This is a genomic window from Bacteroides cellulolyticus (genome assembly GCF_025567135.1).
Classification (GTDB): Bacteria; Bacteroidota; Bacteroidia; order Bacteroidales; family Bacteroidaceae; genus Phocaeicola; species Phocaeicola cellulolyticus.
This window is the reverse complement of sequence record NZ_JAOQJJ010000029.1, coordinates 1-18,239: the sequence shown is the minus strand read 5'-3', so window position 1 is coordinate 18,239 and position 18,239 is coordinate 1. Positions and strand designations below refer to the sequence as shown.

9 protein-coding genes and 1 pseudogene are annotated in these 18,239 nt (G+C 39.3%); 7 read left to right on the top strand and 3 right to left on the bottom strand.

Features of this window, described 5'->3' with window-relative positions; translation table 11 throughout:
- Window positions 1–36: 36 nt before the first annotated feature.
- From OCV82_RS14565 to OCV82_RS14555, 3 genes are all read right to left on the bottom strand, one after another.
- Window positions 37–1,563: an alpha-L-fucosidase gene (locus OCV82_RS14565; RefSeq protein ID WP_154045080.1), complete on the bottom strand. Its 1,527-nt coding sequence runs from the start codon at window positions 1,561–1,563 to the stop codon at window positions 37–39.
- Between the two features lie 49 nt (window positions 1,564–1,612).
- Window positions 1,613–2,818: a glycoside hydrolase family 5 protein gene (locus OCV82_RS14560; protein WP_154045079.1), complete on the bottom strand. Its 1,206-nt coding sequence runs from the start codon at window positions 2,816–2,818 to the stop codon at window positions 1,613–1,615.
- 148 nt (window positions 2,819–2,966) lie between these two features.
- On the bottom strand, window positions 2,967–4,964 hold the full coding sequence (locus tag OCV82_RS14555; RefSeq protein WP_154045078.1) for a fimbrillin family protein: 1,998 nt from the start codon (window positions 4,962–4,964) through the stop codon (window positions 2,967–2,969).
- Window positions 4,965–5,701: 737 nt separating this feature from the next.
- On the opposite strand from OCV82_RS14555, the gene OCV82_RS14550 reads away from it, so the two are divergent.
- The 7 genes and pseudogenes from OCV82_RS14550 to OCV82_RS14520 all read left to right on the top strand — a co-directional run bounded on the left by OCV82_RS14550 (window position 5,702) and on the right by OCV82_RS14520 (window position 17,843).
- Window positions 5,702–8,887 carry a SusC/RagA family TonB-linked outer membrane protein gene (locus OCV82_RS14550; RefSeq protein WP_154045077.1) on the top strand — a complete coding sequence of 1,062 codons (3,186 nt, stop codon included), beginning with the start codon at window positions 5,702–5,704 and terminating at the stop codon, window positions 8,885–8,887.
- A gap of 19 nt (window positions 8,888–8,906) precedes the next feature.
- A complete protein-coding gene (locus OCV82_RS14545; RefSeq protein WP_154045076.1) occupies window positions 8,907–10,562 on the top strand; it encodes a RagB/SusD family nutrient uptake outer membrane protein in 1,656 nt (551 codons plus the stop codon).
- A gap of 11 nt (window positions 10,563–10,573) precedes the next feature.
- Window positions 10,574–12,064: a glycan-binding surface protein gene (locus OCV82_RS14540; protein WP_154045075.1), complete on the top strand. Its 1,491-nt coding sequence runs from the start codon at window positions 10,574–10,576 to the stop codon at window positions 12,062–12,064.
- Window positions 12,065–12,085: 21 nt separating this feature from the next.
- Complete coding sequence (locus OCV82_RS14535; RefSeq protein WP_154045074.1) at window positions 12,086–13,618, top strand: cellulase family glycosylhydrolase; 1,533 nt, start codon at window positions 12,086–12,088, stop codon at window positions 13,616–13,618.
- Window positions 13,619–13,741: 123 nt separating this feature from the next.
- A pseudogene (locus OCV82_RS14530) lies at window positions 13,742–15,262 on the top strand (glycoside hydrolase family 43 protein); the annotation flags it as partial.
- Window positions 15,263–16,639 carry a glycoside hydrolase family 43 protein gene (locus OCV82_RS14525; protein WP_317258408.1) on the top strand — a complete coding sequence of 459 codons (1,377 nt, stop codon included), beginning with the start codon at window positions 15,263–15,265 and terminating at the stop codon, window positions 16,637–16,639.
- A gap of 118 nt (window positions 16,640–16,757) precedes the next feature.
- Window positions 16,758–17,843 carry an IS110 family RNA-guided transposase gene (locus tag OCV82_RS14520; RefSeq protein ID WP_154045073.1) on the top strand — a complete coding sequence of 362 codons (1,086 nt, stop codon included), beginning with the start codon at window positions 16,758–16,760 and terminating at the stop codon, window positions 17,841–17,843.
- The last annotated feature ends 396 nt before the right edge of the window (window positions 17,844–18,239 follow it).

Below are 18,239 nucleotides of genomic sequence, written 5' to 3'. Positions count from 1 at the left end.
TATACATCAACAAATTAAATTAATAAATCCATGTTTTTATCCATGTTTGAATGGTATATCAATCATTTCGGATTCTAATCCTTCACCTACTTTTTTGTCAAAAGAGATTTTAAATGAATATGCGGTTTCGCATGGCTTTTTGGAAGGGAAAGTTATTAAGAGGCCCTTGTCTGTTTGTTGCCATGCTATTTTTTCATCAGAACCGAGCATTTCCACGTTAAGAATCTTTGCATCACGTACAACATCCTTGTTCAAAGATTTTATCATTACTCGTTTGCCCCAATCTAAAGTGATGGCATATAGAGTGTTGTCTTTAGTGGTAAAACGTATGTCTTGGCAATTATATTTTGTTGCTTCATTGTCTGAAAATGAACCGGAAGTACCTTTTGATTCACCTTCACCGGACTTAATCCAACAACGTGTACCATATATGGCATCACCGTTTATCTTTAACCATTTACCTATTGATAGCAGTACTTGTTTTTGTTCGTCAGTAATAGTTCCGTCAGGGTGTGGTCCTATATTCAACAGAAGATTGCCGTTCTTGCTTACTATATCCACTAGGTCGTGTATTATCTGGTCAGGAGTTTTATTTTCTTCTCCGTTTACATATCCCCATGAATGTTTACCTATTGAGGTGTCAGTCTGCCATGGATATTTTCTCATTTCATTTAGTTTTCCACGTTCTACGTCTCCAACCAGTATGTTTGTAGGATAGCCATGCTTTGTGTTAACAACAACACCTTTGCCCCAGTCTAACGAACAATTGTAATAATATGCAAGGAATTTGTTAAAATATTCCGGTATCTTGTTTACAGTCCAGTCGAAATATATAAGCTGTGGTTGATATTTGTCAATAAGTTCATGTGTATGTATAAGGAAGTCTATACATACTTCGTCTGAATACACTTCTTTTTCTGAACGCTTACCATATAGTGTAATTGTAGTATCCTGTACATCAGATGGAAATTCCATACCACCGTTAAAGAACCATGCATTCTCAAGTCTGTGGCTGGATAATCCGAATATTATCCCTTCTTTTTCCGCAGCTTTTTTCAATAAACCTATAATATCTCTTTTGGGGCCCATCTTAACTGCATTCCATGGGTTGTGTTCGCTATTATACATGGCGAAACCGTCATGATGTTCCGCAACCGGCACTATGTATTTTGCACCTGCCTCTTTGAATAATTTCACCCATTCATCTGCATCAAATTTCTCTGCTTTGAACATAGGTATGAAATCTTTGTATCCGAATTTGTCCTGTGGACCATATGTCTCTATATGGTGTTTATATTCGTCAGATCCTTTCTGATACATGTTTCTGGAGTACCATTCACTTCCGTATGCTGGGACTGAATATACCCCCCAGTGGATGAATATTCCAAATTTGGCATCAGAGAACCATTCAGGAAAATGGTAATTCTCGGCTATGTTTTCCCAGTTGTCCTGAAATACATTTGTTCCTTTCGGAGATTCAACGGACATCACATCTGTTTTTTTCTCGTTTGTGCTACAAGAAACAAACAAAAGCATAATGATAGAATAGAATAGTTTTTTCATCGCATAAAAATTTTATTAACAAATTTATTCCTATATTATTTTATTAAGACTATTGTGGAGCGTTTTCGTAAACTGTTTGGAGTGTATATGATTTCTTGTCTGTAAAAACAGCGCGTTTCATAAGTCTTATCACACGTTTCCCGTTATGTACCAGCTTCCCGTTAGACCGGTCAAAAATGCATGAACGGTCTTTTCCGTTGTCCCAATAGAATGGAGCCATACCGTTTTCTTTGGCTGCCTTGCATAGATATTCCAGAAAATATTCTCTAAAACTTTCAGAACGTTTATCCTCACGGTATTTGCATCCCATTTCTCCTATATAAACAGGAATACCATTGTCAATGAAAGTTGATTTTATTGACTTGAATTGTTCCTGCATATATTCTTCATCCATTCCTTTATATTTCATATCCTGACTCGCTGTATGTCCCCATTCTGAATAAATATCTCCCATTGTGTAATCCATTGGGTCATAATAGTGGATTGATACCATCAGTCGGTTGGGAGTTTTGTCTTTAGGTAATTTGAAGTGTTTTACTGTCAAATCTATATTGGTGGCATAGCCAGGTATTGCCAGAAAACGGTTTGCGTTATTTCCTCCTGTGGAACGTACCGCATCTACGAATACCTGATTCCATTCATTTAAAACAGCATATTGGCGTCCACCGTCGCTAAGGTTCGCTCCCCATCCCCATTTACCGTCATGAATTTCGTTCATTGATTCAAATATAAGGAAATCACCTTTATCCTTGAAACGGTTTGCTATCTGAGTCCATATAGACTTTATCATGTTTTTAATAGTATCGTTTATTTCTTCGTTTAGTGCTGCATTTTTGATGTCAAGCCAGAAGTAACTTTCCACTCCGTCATGGTGTATGTTTATAATTGTGTTTAAGCCTGCATTCTCTGCGTAGTTTACAACTTCTGCTACCCGGTTCATATAACTGTCCGAAATTTTATATTCAGGACCCTCACCAAAATGTCCTACCCATGTTATTGGGATACGTACGGAGGTGAATCCAACTTCGGCCAAACGATAGAAGAATTTTTGTGTCACAGGTGGATTTCCCCATACTGTTTCTTGTGCTTTCCCGTCTTGAAAAGCATCAAGTTGATTGCCTAAGTTCCATCCTAAACCCAATTCTTTGGCTGTTTCATAAGGAGTTTTCGCCTTTGTTTCAGCGTGTATATTCGGCCATGTATTTATAGTTAAAATAAATATACATAGTTTTAAAAGTAGTATATGTCTTTTCATTCAAGATGTTTTGATTAATTTGGTGATGCCTATAAAATTACTTGCCGGAATCTGTGAGGTATTGAATTTCCCTACAATTCCTCATAGACCGGCAAGTGAAAAATATCAAGAGTTTACCACAATAAAAAATTATCTGTCTTTATTGTTCTTATTGGGCTGGGATGTATTCTACGCTGGTAATTGCAAGTCCGCCTGTTTCATTTTTATCATATATTGAAAGTCGGTTTATGTTAAAGATATTTCCCTGTAATTTCAGTAATACTTCATCTGTTATTTTAAAGTCTTGTGATGTAGCATTTTCTTCAATCTCTACCGGTGTGAGGATTTCTGTTCGTGTCTCTCCTCCTTCAGGGTATGTTATTACAAATCCTCCGAGTAATGGCTTGGTAATTATTGTTCCATCTCCATCAACTTTATGTTGAGCAGGTTCAAAATTGACACGTAGTGTTCCTCCTGTTGAGATTTCTTCAGGTAGCCATAAGTTTACACTATTCCATATGCTATATGTTTGACATCTTCCTTTCCATAACGTGTTTTCATTCACATCTTCATTTCCGGATGCTGGAATAAGGACAACTTTTGTAATCTTACAGTTTGTTCCGCTTATGCCTATTGAGTTATTGTTTTCTTTGAATTCTTTAAGCCATTGATTCAATACATAAACAGTGATGTATTCATTATTGTAAGGTTCTATGGAATTATAGCTGTCATAAATTATAGTTTTTGAAGATGTATAATTTCCTTCAGTATATTGTGCGGAATATAAGCTTGCTCCTTGATTTGCGTCGCACGGTGTATAGTAAATACGTAGTTTTGCTCCAATTTTAAGTTCTGTCAAGTCAGCTTCTTTAATTTGAATATTAACCAGACCTAAAATATTGTATACTTCTTTGTTCTCCGCATTTCCTTCCCATAGAGTAATGGGGACAATCACATTATTGGATGATGTATATACAGTTACTTCATTTAAGGTAATGTCGCTATCATTGGCTTTTATGCTTATTCCTGTTGTGCCATCTCCAACCTTAATCAGAAGTTTTCCTTCAGACTGTTGTAAAGTGTATCTTTTTGCATTTCCACCGGCTAGAGGAGTTATTGTAATACTTGCAGTCTGTGCATCTGTTGATAATAAAGAGCCATCTCCACATTTATATGATATGCAGTAAACATCATCTTGGTTTAATGTTCCAGTGAAGTTATTGATTACGGTAGTTCCCCCGTTGTCTAATTGTATGTTGCTGACCAATTGTTTTGGTGTTTTACCTGTTACCTGGATATCTCCACTCAGAAGCCATCCGGAGTTTATTTTCTCTTCATCCCAGGCTGACACTGATGGAACTACAGATATAGGTGTTCCTTGTTCTACTGTACCATTTACATTAAGAGTTGCTGTGAAAGAGAGCTTTTTCCCGGAAACGAAATCCTGATTATCTACAGGTAATGTATAAGTATTTCCGTTGTGTGTAATTCCAATGTAACGTCCTTGCACAGGATCAGATGGCATAACTATTGTCTGGTATTGTCCGCTAATGGATGCATTGGCTGCAAAAGGCATTTCGTCATCAGCTACATCGGTAGAAGTAACGGTTGCATCGCTTAGATTTAAAGAACCAGCTAACTGTTGGTTGTTTATCTTCAGTTGTGCGCCTGTTATGGGTTGACCGTTAGCGTCAGACAGTTGGACTACTACTTTTACCAATTTGTGTTTGAAGTTAAGGCTTACATTCTTAGAACCCACCTGTATTTCTGTAGCTGAGGCAAGCATCACGTCATTTTCAGTCAACGGTGTTTCTGGACTTGTGGAAAGTGTAAAATTATAAACGCTATTGCTGATAGAACCTTCCTTGTACGGATATACCGCGGTGAAGTCAACTGTTTCAACATTACCTGCCATGTCATAGGTTATAGGAGTAGCAGATGTGAAATTTTCTCCGTCTTCTGTAGAGTAAAGGACGTTTGTAATATTCCCAGGAGTCATGGAAATACCAATTTTGTCATTTCCCTCGAATGAAGTGTCTGTGGCACGCGAACTGATAGAGCTGCTGAACACGATGCCTTGAGTCTGATTGAAATTTTCTTCTTTTGTACAAGACGTGGCCAGCAAAGTTGTTGCCAGTCCAAGGCCAAACATTAAAGTCTTTCTCATAATAAAAAATGTTTAACGATTAAACAAAAATAATTCAAAAATCACTATTGCAAAGTTATTGAATATAATATTTTAATTATGGGCTCAAATCGTAACTGTAGCACAGGTGTTTGTTATGCTATATTGCCAAAATGTTATCAATGACAGTATAATATGTAACCGGTATTCGTTATCGGTTTTCATATGCTGTTAAAACATTGTTTAAATACTATTCAAATACTGTTTAAACAATATCTGAAATATAGTTTGTATATGTGTTTAGAATAAATTTGTATGTATAGTTGAAAATTCCATCTTTCCTAATCACATTCTGTAAATATAAGCTATATATATGTAAATATAGTTTGTATCTTTATAAATATAACTTGTATTTATAAAAACATAAGTTGTATTTATAGAAAATGAAAGCACAAGACATATTTTATGTATATATAAAACATGTTTTATTATGGGATGGTATTACATGATTATATATATTGTAAGGCTGGGGTGATAGAATCCTGTTTTTTGAGAAAAATGCTGTCTGTACGGTATTCTGACGAGGACAGGTAACATTTTATACCATGTGTGGTAACATACAGGTACTTTACATTAACAAACATGCCATATTCGTAAAACACGTTTTAAGTTCGTGTTCTCTTATTTTCTTTACTTTTGCAATATGATGATTTTGGTTGATTGATATTTGTATTAATGTAAAAATATTAATTTGTTAATTTTTAAAATAATAAACTGAAATGAGAAACGAGTTTCTAAAATGTTGCAAAAACTTTTACAGTTACCGCATCGCATTGATATTTATCGTATCATGTATTGTGGGGGTGGAATTCTCTTTTGCAGAAGTTTTGCAGGAAAGGACTGTTACCGGAGTTGTAACGTCGGGAACAGATGGTGAAGCGTTAATAGGCGTGAGTGTCCAAGTTAAAGAGAGACCTCAGGTAGGAACTATTACGGATTTTGAAGGAAGGTATTCATTGCAGGCAAGATCCAATGAAACCATTGTCTTTTCTTATATCGGTTTTAAGTCTCAAGAAGTGAAGGCTTCAAAAACGGTAGTAAACGTGGAGTTGGAGGAAGACTCTGAGATTTTGGATGAAGTCGTTGTAGTGGGATACGGAACTATGAAGCGTAGCGATCTTACAGGTTCAGTGGTATCAGTAGGTGAGGATGAGATAAAACAATCCATTGTCACTTCGTTGGACCAGGCATTGCAGAGTAAGGCTGCCGGAGTATCAGTTACACAAAATTCCGGAACACCGGGTGGAGGTATATCCGTTAGTATCCGAGGTATTAACTCATTGAATGGAAATGAACCGCTTTACGTGATAGACGGTGTGGCGATTTCCGGTAACAATGATTCAAACTCCAGTGTATTGTCATCCATTAACCCTTCGGATGTTGTTTCTATGGAAATATTAAAAGACGCATCAGCTACGGCTATTTATGGTTCGCGTGCATCTAATGGTGTGGTACTTATCACTACCAAACAGGGACAGGCCGGAAAGACGCGTATCACTTATGAAGGATATTACGGTTTGCAGCAACTTCCGAAAAAACTTGGGGTGATGAACTTGCGCGAATATGCCGAATATCAGAATCTGCGTGCGGAAGTAATCGGCTTCGGCGAACGTGCGGAATTTGCAGACATCAGCCTGTTGGGTGAAGGAACAGACTGGCAGGGGGAAATCTTCCAGAATGCGTCTATGCATAATCATCAGTTGAATATTTCTGGAGGAAACGACAATGTGAAATATTCTCTTTCTGCCGGATATTTGCAGCAGGAAGGTATCGCCATCGGGTCGGATTTTGAACGTTTCTCCGCTCGTGTTAATATGGACAATAAAATAACGAAATGGTTATCAACAGGTCTGAGAGCTTCTGTGGCGCAAACTACACAGAATAATACGATAGACAGCGGTAATATCATCCGTACTGCCATAGAACAGTTGCCTGATACTCCTGCACGAAATCCGGATGGAAGCTGGGGAGCACAGGCAGAAAATATGTATGGTACTTATTTCTCTAACCCTGTAGCAGAAGCACTCATGCGTGAAAACTATAACAGGGGATTGCAGATGTATGTTGACTTTTTTGCAGATGTGACATTATGGAAAGGGCTGGTGTTCCGTGCTGAATATGCAGGAAACTATTATTACAGCAATACTTATCAATATACTCCGTCGTATGACTATGGACATTACGTACAGTCATCTACAGGAAGCCGTGGCGCAAATAACGGTTCAAACTGGACTCTAAAAACTTATCTGACATACAATGGCACATTTGGAAAACATAATATTTCCGTTATGGCAGGTCATGAAGCTCAGGAAAATAGTTATGAAACTCTTTATGCAAGTCGAGATAATTATTTGTTCAATACTATTCATGAGTTGAATATGGGAGATTCTTCTACAGCCAAAAACAGTAGTGGAAGAGGTTCTTCAGCTATTGAATCATATTATGGACGATTGAATTACGGATATGACGACCGCTATTTGGCTACTTTCACTGTACGTGGAGATGGTTCCTCCAGTTTCGGTCCGGCAAACCGTTGGGGCGTATTTCCATCAATGGCATTAGCATGGAAAATAAATAACGAGAAGTTCCTGAAGAATGTTAAATGGCTCAATAATTTGAAATTGAGATTAGGTTGGGGACTCGTTGGAAATCAATCTGCCTCAAGTTATGCCTACGGAGTAACTATGGCATCGGCCGCCAGTATTTGGGGAACCGGATTTTATGCTGGAAACTATCCTAACGACAAGCTGAAATGGGAAGAAACCAAAGCCTGGAACGCTGGTATTGACCTGAATCTTTTTGATAATAGAGTTGAGTTTATTTTCGATACTTATCTGAAGAATACAGATAACTTGCTGATGCAAGCCTCATTACCTTCATACGTGACTGGAATTATCAATTCTCCATGGGTAAATGCAGGAGCTATGGAAAATAAAGGAGCTGAATTTACATTGAATACAGTCAATATATCCAAAAAGGATTTCACATGGAGAACAGGAATAACCATTTCATTCAATAAGAATAAGATAACAAAACTTTATACAGAAACGGCAGGGCTATCTGGAACAATTGATGGCGCACAGACACTTACTTATTCTACAGTTGGACAACCGGTAGGACAATATTATGGATATAAGGTTATAGGTATGTTCAAGGAGGAAAGTGATTTTTATCAACGTGACGCAGACGGAAACTTCCTTCTTGATAAAAATGGTAATAGACTTCCGGTTGCACTTCCGGAGAATCAGCATATAGCAAAAGATGAAGTTTGGGTAGGTGACTATATCTTTGAGGATTTGAATGGTGACGGAGTTATTGACGAACAGGATCGTACATATCTTGGAAACCCTGAACCTAAGTTCTCTTATGGTTTCAATAATACTTTTACTTATAAGGGTTTCGACATGAATATCTTTATCAATGGTGTGTATGGCAACAAGCTTGTAAATTTGTTCCGTCAGGATTTTACTAATCCTATGCGTAACAGTAACCTGCTTAAGGAAGTTACAGGCATAGCACATGTAGAACTGATTGACCCGGCACAGCCGGAGGAAATTTGGAATGTACACGTTTCTAATCCGGAATCGGCTACAGTTCAGCGTCTTAATACTGCAGATGGTAACGACAACAATCGTATGAGTAGTCGTTTTGTTGAAGATGGTTCATATCTGCGAATAAAGAACATTTCGCTGGGATATACTTTCCCGCAAAAATGGACTCGTAAATGGCACATTGAAAACCTGCGTGTATATATGAACATACAAAATGCTTTTACTTTTACCAAGTACAAGGGATATGACCCTGAAGTAGGAGCATATAATTATAATGTGTTGCTCCGTGGTGTGGATTACGCGCGCTACCCGTCACAGCGTATTTATACCGTCGGACTAAATCTGAGTTTCTAACCTTAATAACATTACAGCAATGAAAAGTAAAACCAAAATATTATCAAGTCTTGTCCTTATGGCCGGAATACTGACAGGGTGTAGTGATAGTTTCCTCAACAGGACGCCAGAAGGCTCTTATACGGATGCAAACTTCTATGCTTCTGACGAAGCATTGGAAGCGGCTACCGCACCACTTTATAACCGTGCATGGTTCGATTATAACCAGCGTGCTATTGTTCCCATTGGAAGCGGACGTGCCAATGATATGTATAGCCCGTGGGGAAATCCGGAATTTACGACCTTTCAAGTGACAGCTCTTAACGAACTTCTGTCAGCGGCGTGGAAATCATTCTATTCTGTAATCACCATGTCGAATTCTGTTATTTCTGATGTAAAAGAAAAAACGACCGGAGATGTAAGCGAAGAGGCGAAAAAGAAAGCTATTGCAGAAGCGCGTTTGATGCGAGGATGTGCCTATTTCTATATGTTGCGCGCATGGGGACCTGTAATCCTTATTGAAGACAATCAGAAAGTGGTGGATAATCCTGTTCTTCCGTTGAATCGTGAAGAAGATGTATTCCAGTTCATTATAAATGACTTTACTTATGCGGCTGAAAATTTACCTGAAAAAGGAGACCAACCTGGACGTGCCACTTGTTGGGCTGCTAAAGGAATGCTGGCTAAAGCCTATCTGGCGCGTTCCGGATGGAAGAAAGGAGGACAGCGTGACAATGCCGATCTGGAACTTGCAAAACAATATGCAGCTGACGTATGTGATAACAGTGGTTTGGAATTGCTGCCAAATTATGAAGACCTCTTCAAATATAAACAGAACAATAATGAAGAGTCTCTACTAGCCATGCAGTGGGTGCCTCTGGGTGAATGGGGCGTATGCAACACCTTGTTTGCAGACCTTGCGTTTTCTACTGAAGTGACGGGAGGCGTGAACGTATGGAGCAGCTATGCGGCCAGTGTAGAGATGTTGGAAATATATAATGAGGAGCCGGGGGACACATTGCGTAGGAATGCTACTTTCTTTACTCAAGGAACATATTATCCATATATTTGTATTTCTGACGGTGGATACACCTATACATATACAGGTGCGCCTATAAAGAAAGGAGTTGTCGGAGGTCCTGATGATGATAATGATGGATACGTACAATCTATGAATTCGCCGCTAAACACATATATCCTGCGTCTTGCAGATGTATATCTTACTTATGCGGAGGCTTGTTTAGGCAATAACGAAAAACTGACAGAGGGACCGGGATTGGAATATTTCAATAAGGTTAGATATCGTGCGTTTAACGGAAAAGGAAAATGGGAGAAAACATCCATTGATTTTGAAGATATTATACGTGAACGACGAGTAGAATTCTGTATGGAATATTGCAACTGGTATGATATGGTGTCATGGTATTGTTGGAAACCAGACTATATGCTGACATATTTCAACAGCCAGAAGCGTGGAGAACGTGCTACTGTGATAAAGAGAGATGAAGATCAGGCAGGAAGGTTACTTCTCGGTACTGAAGACTACACCGGAACTTTTCAGGAAGGAGTATATGAAGAGCCTCAAATCGAAATTAATATCGCAGATGATAATATATTTTTCCCTTATCCGGAATCTGACGTTATCCAAAATCCATTGCTGAAGGAAGAGCCTGTTCCTTATAATTTTAACGAATAATTTCATTAGTCATGAGAAAATTGAAAAACATAATAGAAAATTTAGGATGCTTGATATTGCTTTTTGTAATATTTGCATCTATTGTAATAACTCCGTCTTGTAAGGAAGAAGGAGGAACTGACAGGATTCCTGTTATACACTATTTGCGTGTGACAGATCCAGCGTTGGCTGACAGCACTTTTACCGATGTCAGTCCAGGCTCGATGATTGTAGTTGTTGGAGAGAATCTTGATGGTGTGAAAAAAGTATATATAAATAATCAGGAAATTAGTTTTAATGCTAACTATGGTACTTCTACCAGTCTGATTATTACTGTGCCATCCGATGACGATTTTAAATTGTCTGGACCGAATCCGGATGTTCCGTCCGAGTTGCGTATTGTAACAGATCATGGGGTTGCTACCTTCTCAATGCATGTGCTTTCACCTGGTCCTGTTATTTCCAACATATCAGCTTTTTATCCGATTGAACCAGGAGATGAAATTAGCCTGAAGGGAGAAAATTTCTATGAAATTAAACGGATTTATTTTACAACAGACTCAATAAATGTAACAGAAACTATAACAGATTATAGCGTAAATTCGGATTACAGTGAAATATCATTTACGGTTCCTGATAAATTGAACGAAAAAGGCTATATAATAATGGAATGTTATACTAGTGATGCTTGTATTGAGTTTGTGCCTGAAGGTCCAAAAGTAGTAATAACAGGTATAAGTTCCACTATGCCAATTGTAGGCAGCGAAGTACGCATTTTGGGTAAAAACCTGATAGATGTATCTCGTATAAATATAAATGGTGAGTTTGATATCTTTGCAGATGAAATAAAACTTTCGCCAGAGTATGACGAACTGTCATTTACTATGCCTAAGGCTCCAAGTAAATCAGGAAAACTTTCTGTTACTACAATTAGCGGCACATTTGAGATGGAAGAAACATTCTATCCAAAGGAAAATATTATTTTGGATTGGGATAATGCCGGCTCATGGGTATGGGGAGGATATTCTCAGTTGTATAATTCTGCTGACGGAACTGTTCCTCCATATATTTCTGATGGAAATTATTCTGGTATTGTAGGGGTTATCTCGGCTAATAATTACTGGTGGGGACAGACCGTAAATGCCACTGTATGGCCTGCTGCAGATGTTATTCCAGAGAATACGAAAACATCAGATCTTGAATTGCAATTTGAGTGTTATGTAGCAGAAGCTTTTGAGGGACCGGTGTTGCAAATCCAATTGGGTGGAAACTTTAATGCAGCATTATCAAATTATGTACCTGTAGGTTCTTTTACTGGTGAAACTGAAATTGGTAGATGGATGCAATGTAGCATTCCATTGTCTTCATTAGTTGAAGAAAATACATGGAAAGATTTCTTGAATATTGGACATTCTACAGAATTGGGAGTTTACATAACAAATCCTACTGATAACGCTGATGTACATGTCGAAATTTATTTTGATAATTTCCGTATTGTACCTGCTGCCAAACAAAAAGATTGATATTAAAATATTATAAGCTATATGAAAAAGAACTATATATATTTATTCTTCATCCTTTTTGTAACAATATTGCAAGGATGCAAGGATGACAGCATAGTTAAGGGAGCTGAGTTCTCTCTTAGTCGTGACGGACAGGAAGTTACTGATTTCTCGTTTGGTTATGGACAAGGACATATTATGGTGGCCTTGACATCAAATACAAGTTGGACTTTGGAAAGTGACCAGACGTGGTGTACTTTGTCTAATGTTTCAGGTAAAGCTACTAAAGAACAGTACATAAAAATAACTTACGAAAGAAATACTGGTGAACAATCACGTAAGGCAACTATCACAATGAATGCGGGCGGAAATATTAAACAATATGCAGTAGCACAAGGTTCTAAATATGATACGGTATATCCGGAAGGTATGGAACAGGATGCTATAGAGGTAGCCAAATCAATAGCTATAGGTTGGAATTTAGGTAATACGCTTGAAGCAACTGACGGAGAAGGTTCATGGGGAGGAAAGGCATCACAGGAAATCATCAGCAAAGTGAAGGAACTGGGCTATAATGCAGTCCGTATCCCGTGTGCATGGAACCAGCCCAATTATCTGGAAGCCGACGGGAAGACTATCAAGGCCGAATGGATGAACCGTGTGAAAGAAGTAGTTGACTACTGCTATACCGAAGGCATGTATGCCATCGTCAACATCCATTGGGACGGAGGATGGCAAGACCAAAGCTGTGATGCATCCGTGCTTACGGCGGATTCCATCGCAACTGTAGAGGCTAAAGTGCATGATTTCTGGACACAGATAGCTACCGCTTTCCGTGACTATGACGGACACCTGCTGTTCGCCGGAGCCAACGAACCTGCCGTGGCGAACCGAGAAGACATGGCTGTTTTGCGCCGCTATGAGCAGGCGTTTGTAACTGCCGTCCGCGAAACGGGAGGCAACAATACCTACCGCAACCTGATTGTACAGGGACCGGACACCAATATTGATAAGACATACGACTGGTTCGAGCTACCGGAAGATCCGACACCCGCACGCCTGATGGTGGAAGTGCATTACTACACTCCAGCCAATTTCTGTATCAATGACCCGACCACAGACTGGGCAGAGAGCATGACCTACTTCTGGGGTGAACCCTACAAGCAATACGCTGATGAATACATGGATGGAAAATTCGATACTAACGAACAGGAAGGCTACGTACACGAACAGATGAACAAGATGAAGACCAAGTTCGTCGATCAGGGAATACCCGTAATCATCGGAGAATTCGGTCTGTCCTACCGTGTATTTGCAGACGACCCGCTGCTTGAAGACTATACGGACTATGACAAGATTGTGGCAAATATGGATATGCTTCAGGAGAAGTGTGAAGAGTCGGAAGGCTACTTCCTCGGCTACGTGGCGGAGCAGGCGAAGAACTACGGTGCAGTCCCGTTCCTGTGGGATATACAGGGTGCACGCTACTTTGACCGCGATAAGCTGGAGATTGTCGTACCCGTTATCCATAAAATGCTGATGGAGGGCGCAGCGAAAGGTCAATATCCTTATTGACAATAACAGATTTTTCGGTGACACAGAGACACAAAACATAAAATGTTTGTCAGTAGTAAACCAGTGTCTCTGTGTCTTTTGTTTAACCTGGCTATAATAGCTGAATAAGAAAAACTGAAATCCATGAAAAAAACATTAAGTATCTTCGTAGTCTTATTTTTATTTACTTTTTGCGGTATGGCACAGGGATATAAAAATCCTATTATCCCAGGATTTCATCCCGATCCAAGTATTTGCCGTGCAGGAGAAGACTATTATATTGTAAACAGTTCGTTCGAATATTTTCCCGGTGTGCCTATTTTTCATAGTCGTGATCTTGTAAACTGGAAACAGACAGGACATGTACTGACACGCGAGTCGCAATTGAAAATAAAAGGGGGCAATATGTGGGGAGGCATTTATGCTCCTACTATCCGTTATAATGACGGTACGTATTACATGATTACTACAAACACATCAGATCGTGGAAATTTTCTGGTATATACTGATAATCCGAGTGGGGAATGGTCAGATCCTGTATGGATTAAGCAAGGTGGTATTGACCCTTCACTTTACTTTGAAGACGGTCATTGCTACATGGTGAGCAATCCAGATGGTGCCATATGGCTATGTGAAATCAATCCAAAAACAGGAGAGATGTTGACCGAATCTAAACGCCTATGGGCTGGCACAGGCGGACGTTTCCCTGAAGGACCGCATATCTATAAGCGCGACGGATGGTATTATCTGATGATTAGCGAAGGAGGAACTGAATATGGTCATAAGGTTACTATAGCACGCAGCCGGAATATAGAAGGACCGTATGAAAGTAATCCGGCAAATCCTATTTTGACACATATAAATCAGAATGCGCAGAATAATCCGATTCAAGGCGTAGGGCATGCCGATATGGTACAGGCACATGACGGTTCATGGTGGCTGGTATGTCTTGGGTTCCGTACTCAGAATGGACAACATCATGTCTTGGGGCGTGAAACTTTTCTTGCTCCAGTTTCATGGGACAAAGAAGGATGGCCGGTCGTGAATGTGGATGGAACCATAAATATAGATATGAAAGATGTAAAAACGCTTCCACAAACTACAATAAAAAACAGTCCGGATTGGGATTTTAATAATTCTGAACTTGGAGTGGAATGGAACTGGATAGGTATTCCTGTAAAGGAAAACTATTCTCTTAAGGAGAACAAAGGTTTTCTCCGTATAAAAGGAAGTGATAAAAGACTGGATGATTATGGCGTTTCACCTACGTTTGTGGGGCGCCGGCAGGAAGATATCAACTTCCAAGCCACAACAAGGATGAAGGCAAAAGGAAATGGAAATGTAGGAATGACTGCTTATCTTTGTCCTTCAGCTCATTACGACCTTTATGTAACTGACGGTCAATTGAAACTCCGTTATCGTTTGAACGACCTATGTCATGTAGAAGATATTTGCAAAGTAACTGACGATTTCATTTATCTGAGAATTAAGGGAAGTGATGAAATTTATTCTTTGATGTATTCAACAGACGGTACTCATTATTCAGAAGCCGGACATATGAACACCCGTTATCTTAGTACTGAAACTAATGGAGGTTTCACGGGGGTATATATCGGACTGTTTGCCGAGGGGGATGTACAGGCGGATTATGACAACTTCAAATACATGCCAATCGTGCCGGAAGTTTCTCCGAAATTGATGTCCGGTGATGCAAACCCGTTACTTGATTTTATGTTTACAGCAGACCCTACTGCTGTGGAATATGAAGGAAGACTCTATGTGTATGCCACAAACGACAACCAGCAATATGAGGCTGTGGGACGTGATGGGCGTAACACATACGAACGTATAAAGTCACTTGTGATGATGTCAACCGATGATATGGTGAACTGGACTTATCATGGAATTATTGATGTAAACAGTATAGCTCCTTGGATTATGGCCTCGTGGGCACCTTCTATAGTAAAACGTAAGGAAAGTGACGGTAAAACACATTTTTATCTTTATTTTTCAAATAGTGGGTTCGGTACAGGTGTACTGACTGCGACATCACCGGTAGGTCCATGGAGTAGTCCTCTTAATAAAAGCTTGATTGATGCCAATACTCCGGGACTTGGAGATTGTAAAGTTCCTTTTGATCCAGGTACAGTTATTGATGCCAATGGAACGGGATGGCTAACTGTAGGTGCAGGCTCTTCGTGTATCATGCGTTTAGGTAAGGATATGATAAGCATAGACAGTGAAATAGTAAAGATGAACGCTCCTCATCATTTCGAGGCAAATGAGATGAATTATATAAATGGAACATATGTTTATACATACAATACTGATTGGCAGGATTATAGCGATTGGAACTATACTGCAGAGAAACCTACGAAATGTAGTATGTTCTATATGACGAGCAAAACTCCGCTTGACAAAACAAGTTGGAAATATCATAATAATTACCTGAAGAATCCTGGCGACTATGGACTTGGATTCAGTAATAATCATACACATTTGCATAAATTCCGTGATAAATGGTATTTGTTCTATCATACATTAACATTGCAAAGTAGTTTCAATACCGATGGAGGATTCCGAAATGTATGTGTGGATGAAATAAATGTAGATGAAAAGAATGTGCATATTTTCATGGGAAATCAGACCTTGAAAGGTGTTGACCAGATACAACCCTTGAACCCGTTTATTTTTCAACAGGCAGAGACTACAGCTGCAACACAAAATATAAAATTCTCACAGTCACCTGAGGTAGGCAATATGTATGCAGGACTTTCAAATGGTGAAGAAGGATTGATATGCTTGAGGGGTGTGAAATTTTCTAAGAAACCTTCTTCTTTTGCAGCTAAGGTTTGCGGGAAGGGAATCATTGAGGTACGTCGTGGAACTCCTTCTGGAGAAATAATTGCTACATTGATGGTGAATAACGGTAATATGGAAATAATAAAAAACGGAGTCCTCAAAAAGTTCAAAGGGCAAACTGACCTTTATTTTGTGTTGAAAGGACAGAGTCTAAGTTTTGATTCATGGAAGTTTGAATAGTTCCTATGTTTAAAATCGGAAGTGACGGATAACATAAGATAGCACTAAAAAAGCTATACCATTATAGTTAACTTTGTATATAAGAGAAAAACAATATTAACCAATAACGATATAGCTTATGAAGTGTGTACAAAGTAACAAATTAGATTTTAGTGGACAAAATATTTACGTAGGAATTGATGTCCACTTGAAAAGTTGGTCGGTTGCAATTTTGTCAGAGCACAGTGTTCTGAAGCGATTCAGCCAAAGTCCCGAACCGGAAGCGTTGCACAAGTATCTTGTCAGCAATTATCCTGGAGCCAATTACTTCTCTGTTTATGAAGCCGGCTTCTGCGGCTTTTGGATACACGAGAGACTGACAGATTTGGGCATAACCAACATAGTAGTCAATCCTGCCGATGTACCGACTATGAGTAAGGAAAAACTTCGCAAGACAGATGCCGTTGACTGCAACAAGCTGGCTCGTGAATTACGTTCCGGTTCATTGGTTGGAATATACGTTCCCGGAGTGGAAACTCTGGAACTTCGTTCTTTGATAAGGATGAGAAACCTGATAGTAAAAGACAGCACCCGTGCGAAGAACCGCATCAAGTCTCTTCTTCGTTTTCATGGCGTAGAGATACCGGAAGAGTTTACCCGCTGCTCCGTTGGCTGTTGGTCCAAACGCTTCCTTTCCTGGTTACAGGCTCTTGAATTGTCTACAGAATATGGCAAGAAGACACTTGAACTTCATCTTGAGCAGTTCATCCGTCTTCGTAAGATGCTTCTGCAGGAGACACGTGCCATCCGTGAGATTTCACGTAAAACTCCTTTTGAGAAGCCGATACGCCTTCTGACTTCTGTTCCCGGAATAGGCGTTACTACAGCTGCCACCCTGATGGTTGAGCTTGATGATATAGTGCGTTTTAAGAATGCTGACCATCTGGCTTCTTTCATCGGTCTGGTACCAATGTGCCATTCGAGCGGTGAAAGTAACGGCACAGGGGATATAACTATACGCCGACATTTTATGCTTCGGTGTCTTTTGATTGAAGCTGCATGGATTGCAATCCGTAAGGATCCTGCAATGACTGTATCCTATACGGAATACCGTAAACGTATGAATCCACAGAAATCAATTGTAAAGATAGCCAGACGGCTTGTAAACAGAATATACTATGTACTCAAACATGAAAAGGAATATATACCGTGTGTTGTCAAATGATACAGAATCCTATAAGGTAAAACAGCTTTCTTTTGAGGGAAATACTATCATATTTATGCGGCTTTGAAGTCCGCTCAAAATAGTTTGTAACCCTCATTAATGGTTTGACTGATAAAGGAACTTGCAGCCCCTTATGCGGTGTCTGCTGTGGAAAGTTTGTTTTACCATAGGATTATGGTTAGGTTTTCTTAGCCATATCAGACGATATCAGTAATACAAAAAGAGAGGCGTGTGACCGCCTCCCCAAGTAGCATTACTGCGTACCGTCAGGATGCTTATTGCTGGTAGGTTGCTCCTCAGCAGAGCCTACTTCCTCTTAACATCCTGATACAAAGGTATAAAACTAAAGTTAATTATTAATGAATTATCCAACTTTGTTTGGATTTTAAATGGAAA

Bases quoted from the DNA above. Each gene is read 5' to 3' on its own strand.
- OCV82_RS14565 (WP_154045080.1), bottom strand. From the start codon at position 1,563: ATGAAAAAACTATTCTATTCTATCATTATGCTTTTGTTTGTTTCTTGT.
- OCV82_RS14560 (WP_154045079.1), bottom strand. From the start codon at position 2,818: ATGAAAAGACATATACTACTTTTAAAACTATGTATATTTATTTTAACT.
- OCV82_RS14555 (WP_154045078.1), bottom strand. From the start codon at position 4,964: ATGAGAAAGACTTTAATGTTTGGCCTTGGACTGGCAACAACTTTGCTG.
- OCV82_RS14550 (WP_154045077.1), top strand. From the start codon at position 5,702: ATGAGAAACGAGTTTCTAAAATGTTGCAAAAACTTTTACAGTTACCGC.
- OCV82_RS14545 (WP_154045076.1), top strand. From the start codon at position 8,907: ATGAAAAGTAAAACCAAAATATTATCAAGTCTTGTCCTTATGGCCGGA.
- OCV82_RS14540 (WP_154045075.1), top strand. From the start codon at position 10,574: ATGAGAAAATTGAAAAACATAATAGAAAATTTAGGATGCTTGATATTG.
- OCV82_RS14535 (WP_154045074.1), top strand. From the start codon at position 12,086: ATGAAAAAGAACTATATATATTTATTCTTCATCCTTTTTGTAACAATA.
- OCV82_RS14525 (WP_317258408.1), top strand. From the start codon at position 15,263: ATGCCAATCGTGCCGGAAGTTTCTCCGAAATTGATGTCCGGTGATGCA.
- OCV82_RS14520 (WP_154045073.1), top strand. From the start codon at position 16,758: ATGAAGTGTGTACAAAGTAACAAATTAGATTTTAGTGGACAAAATATT.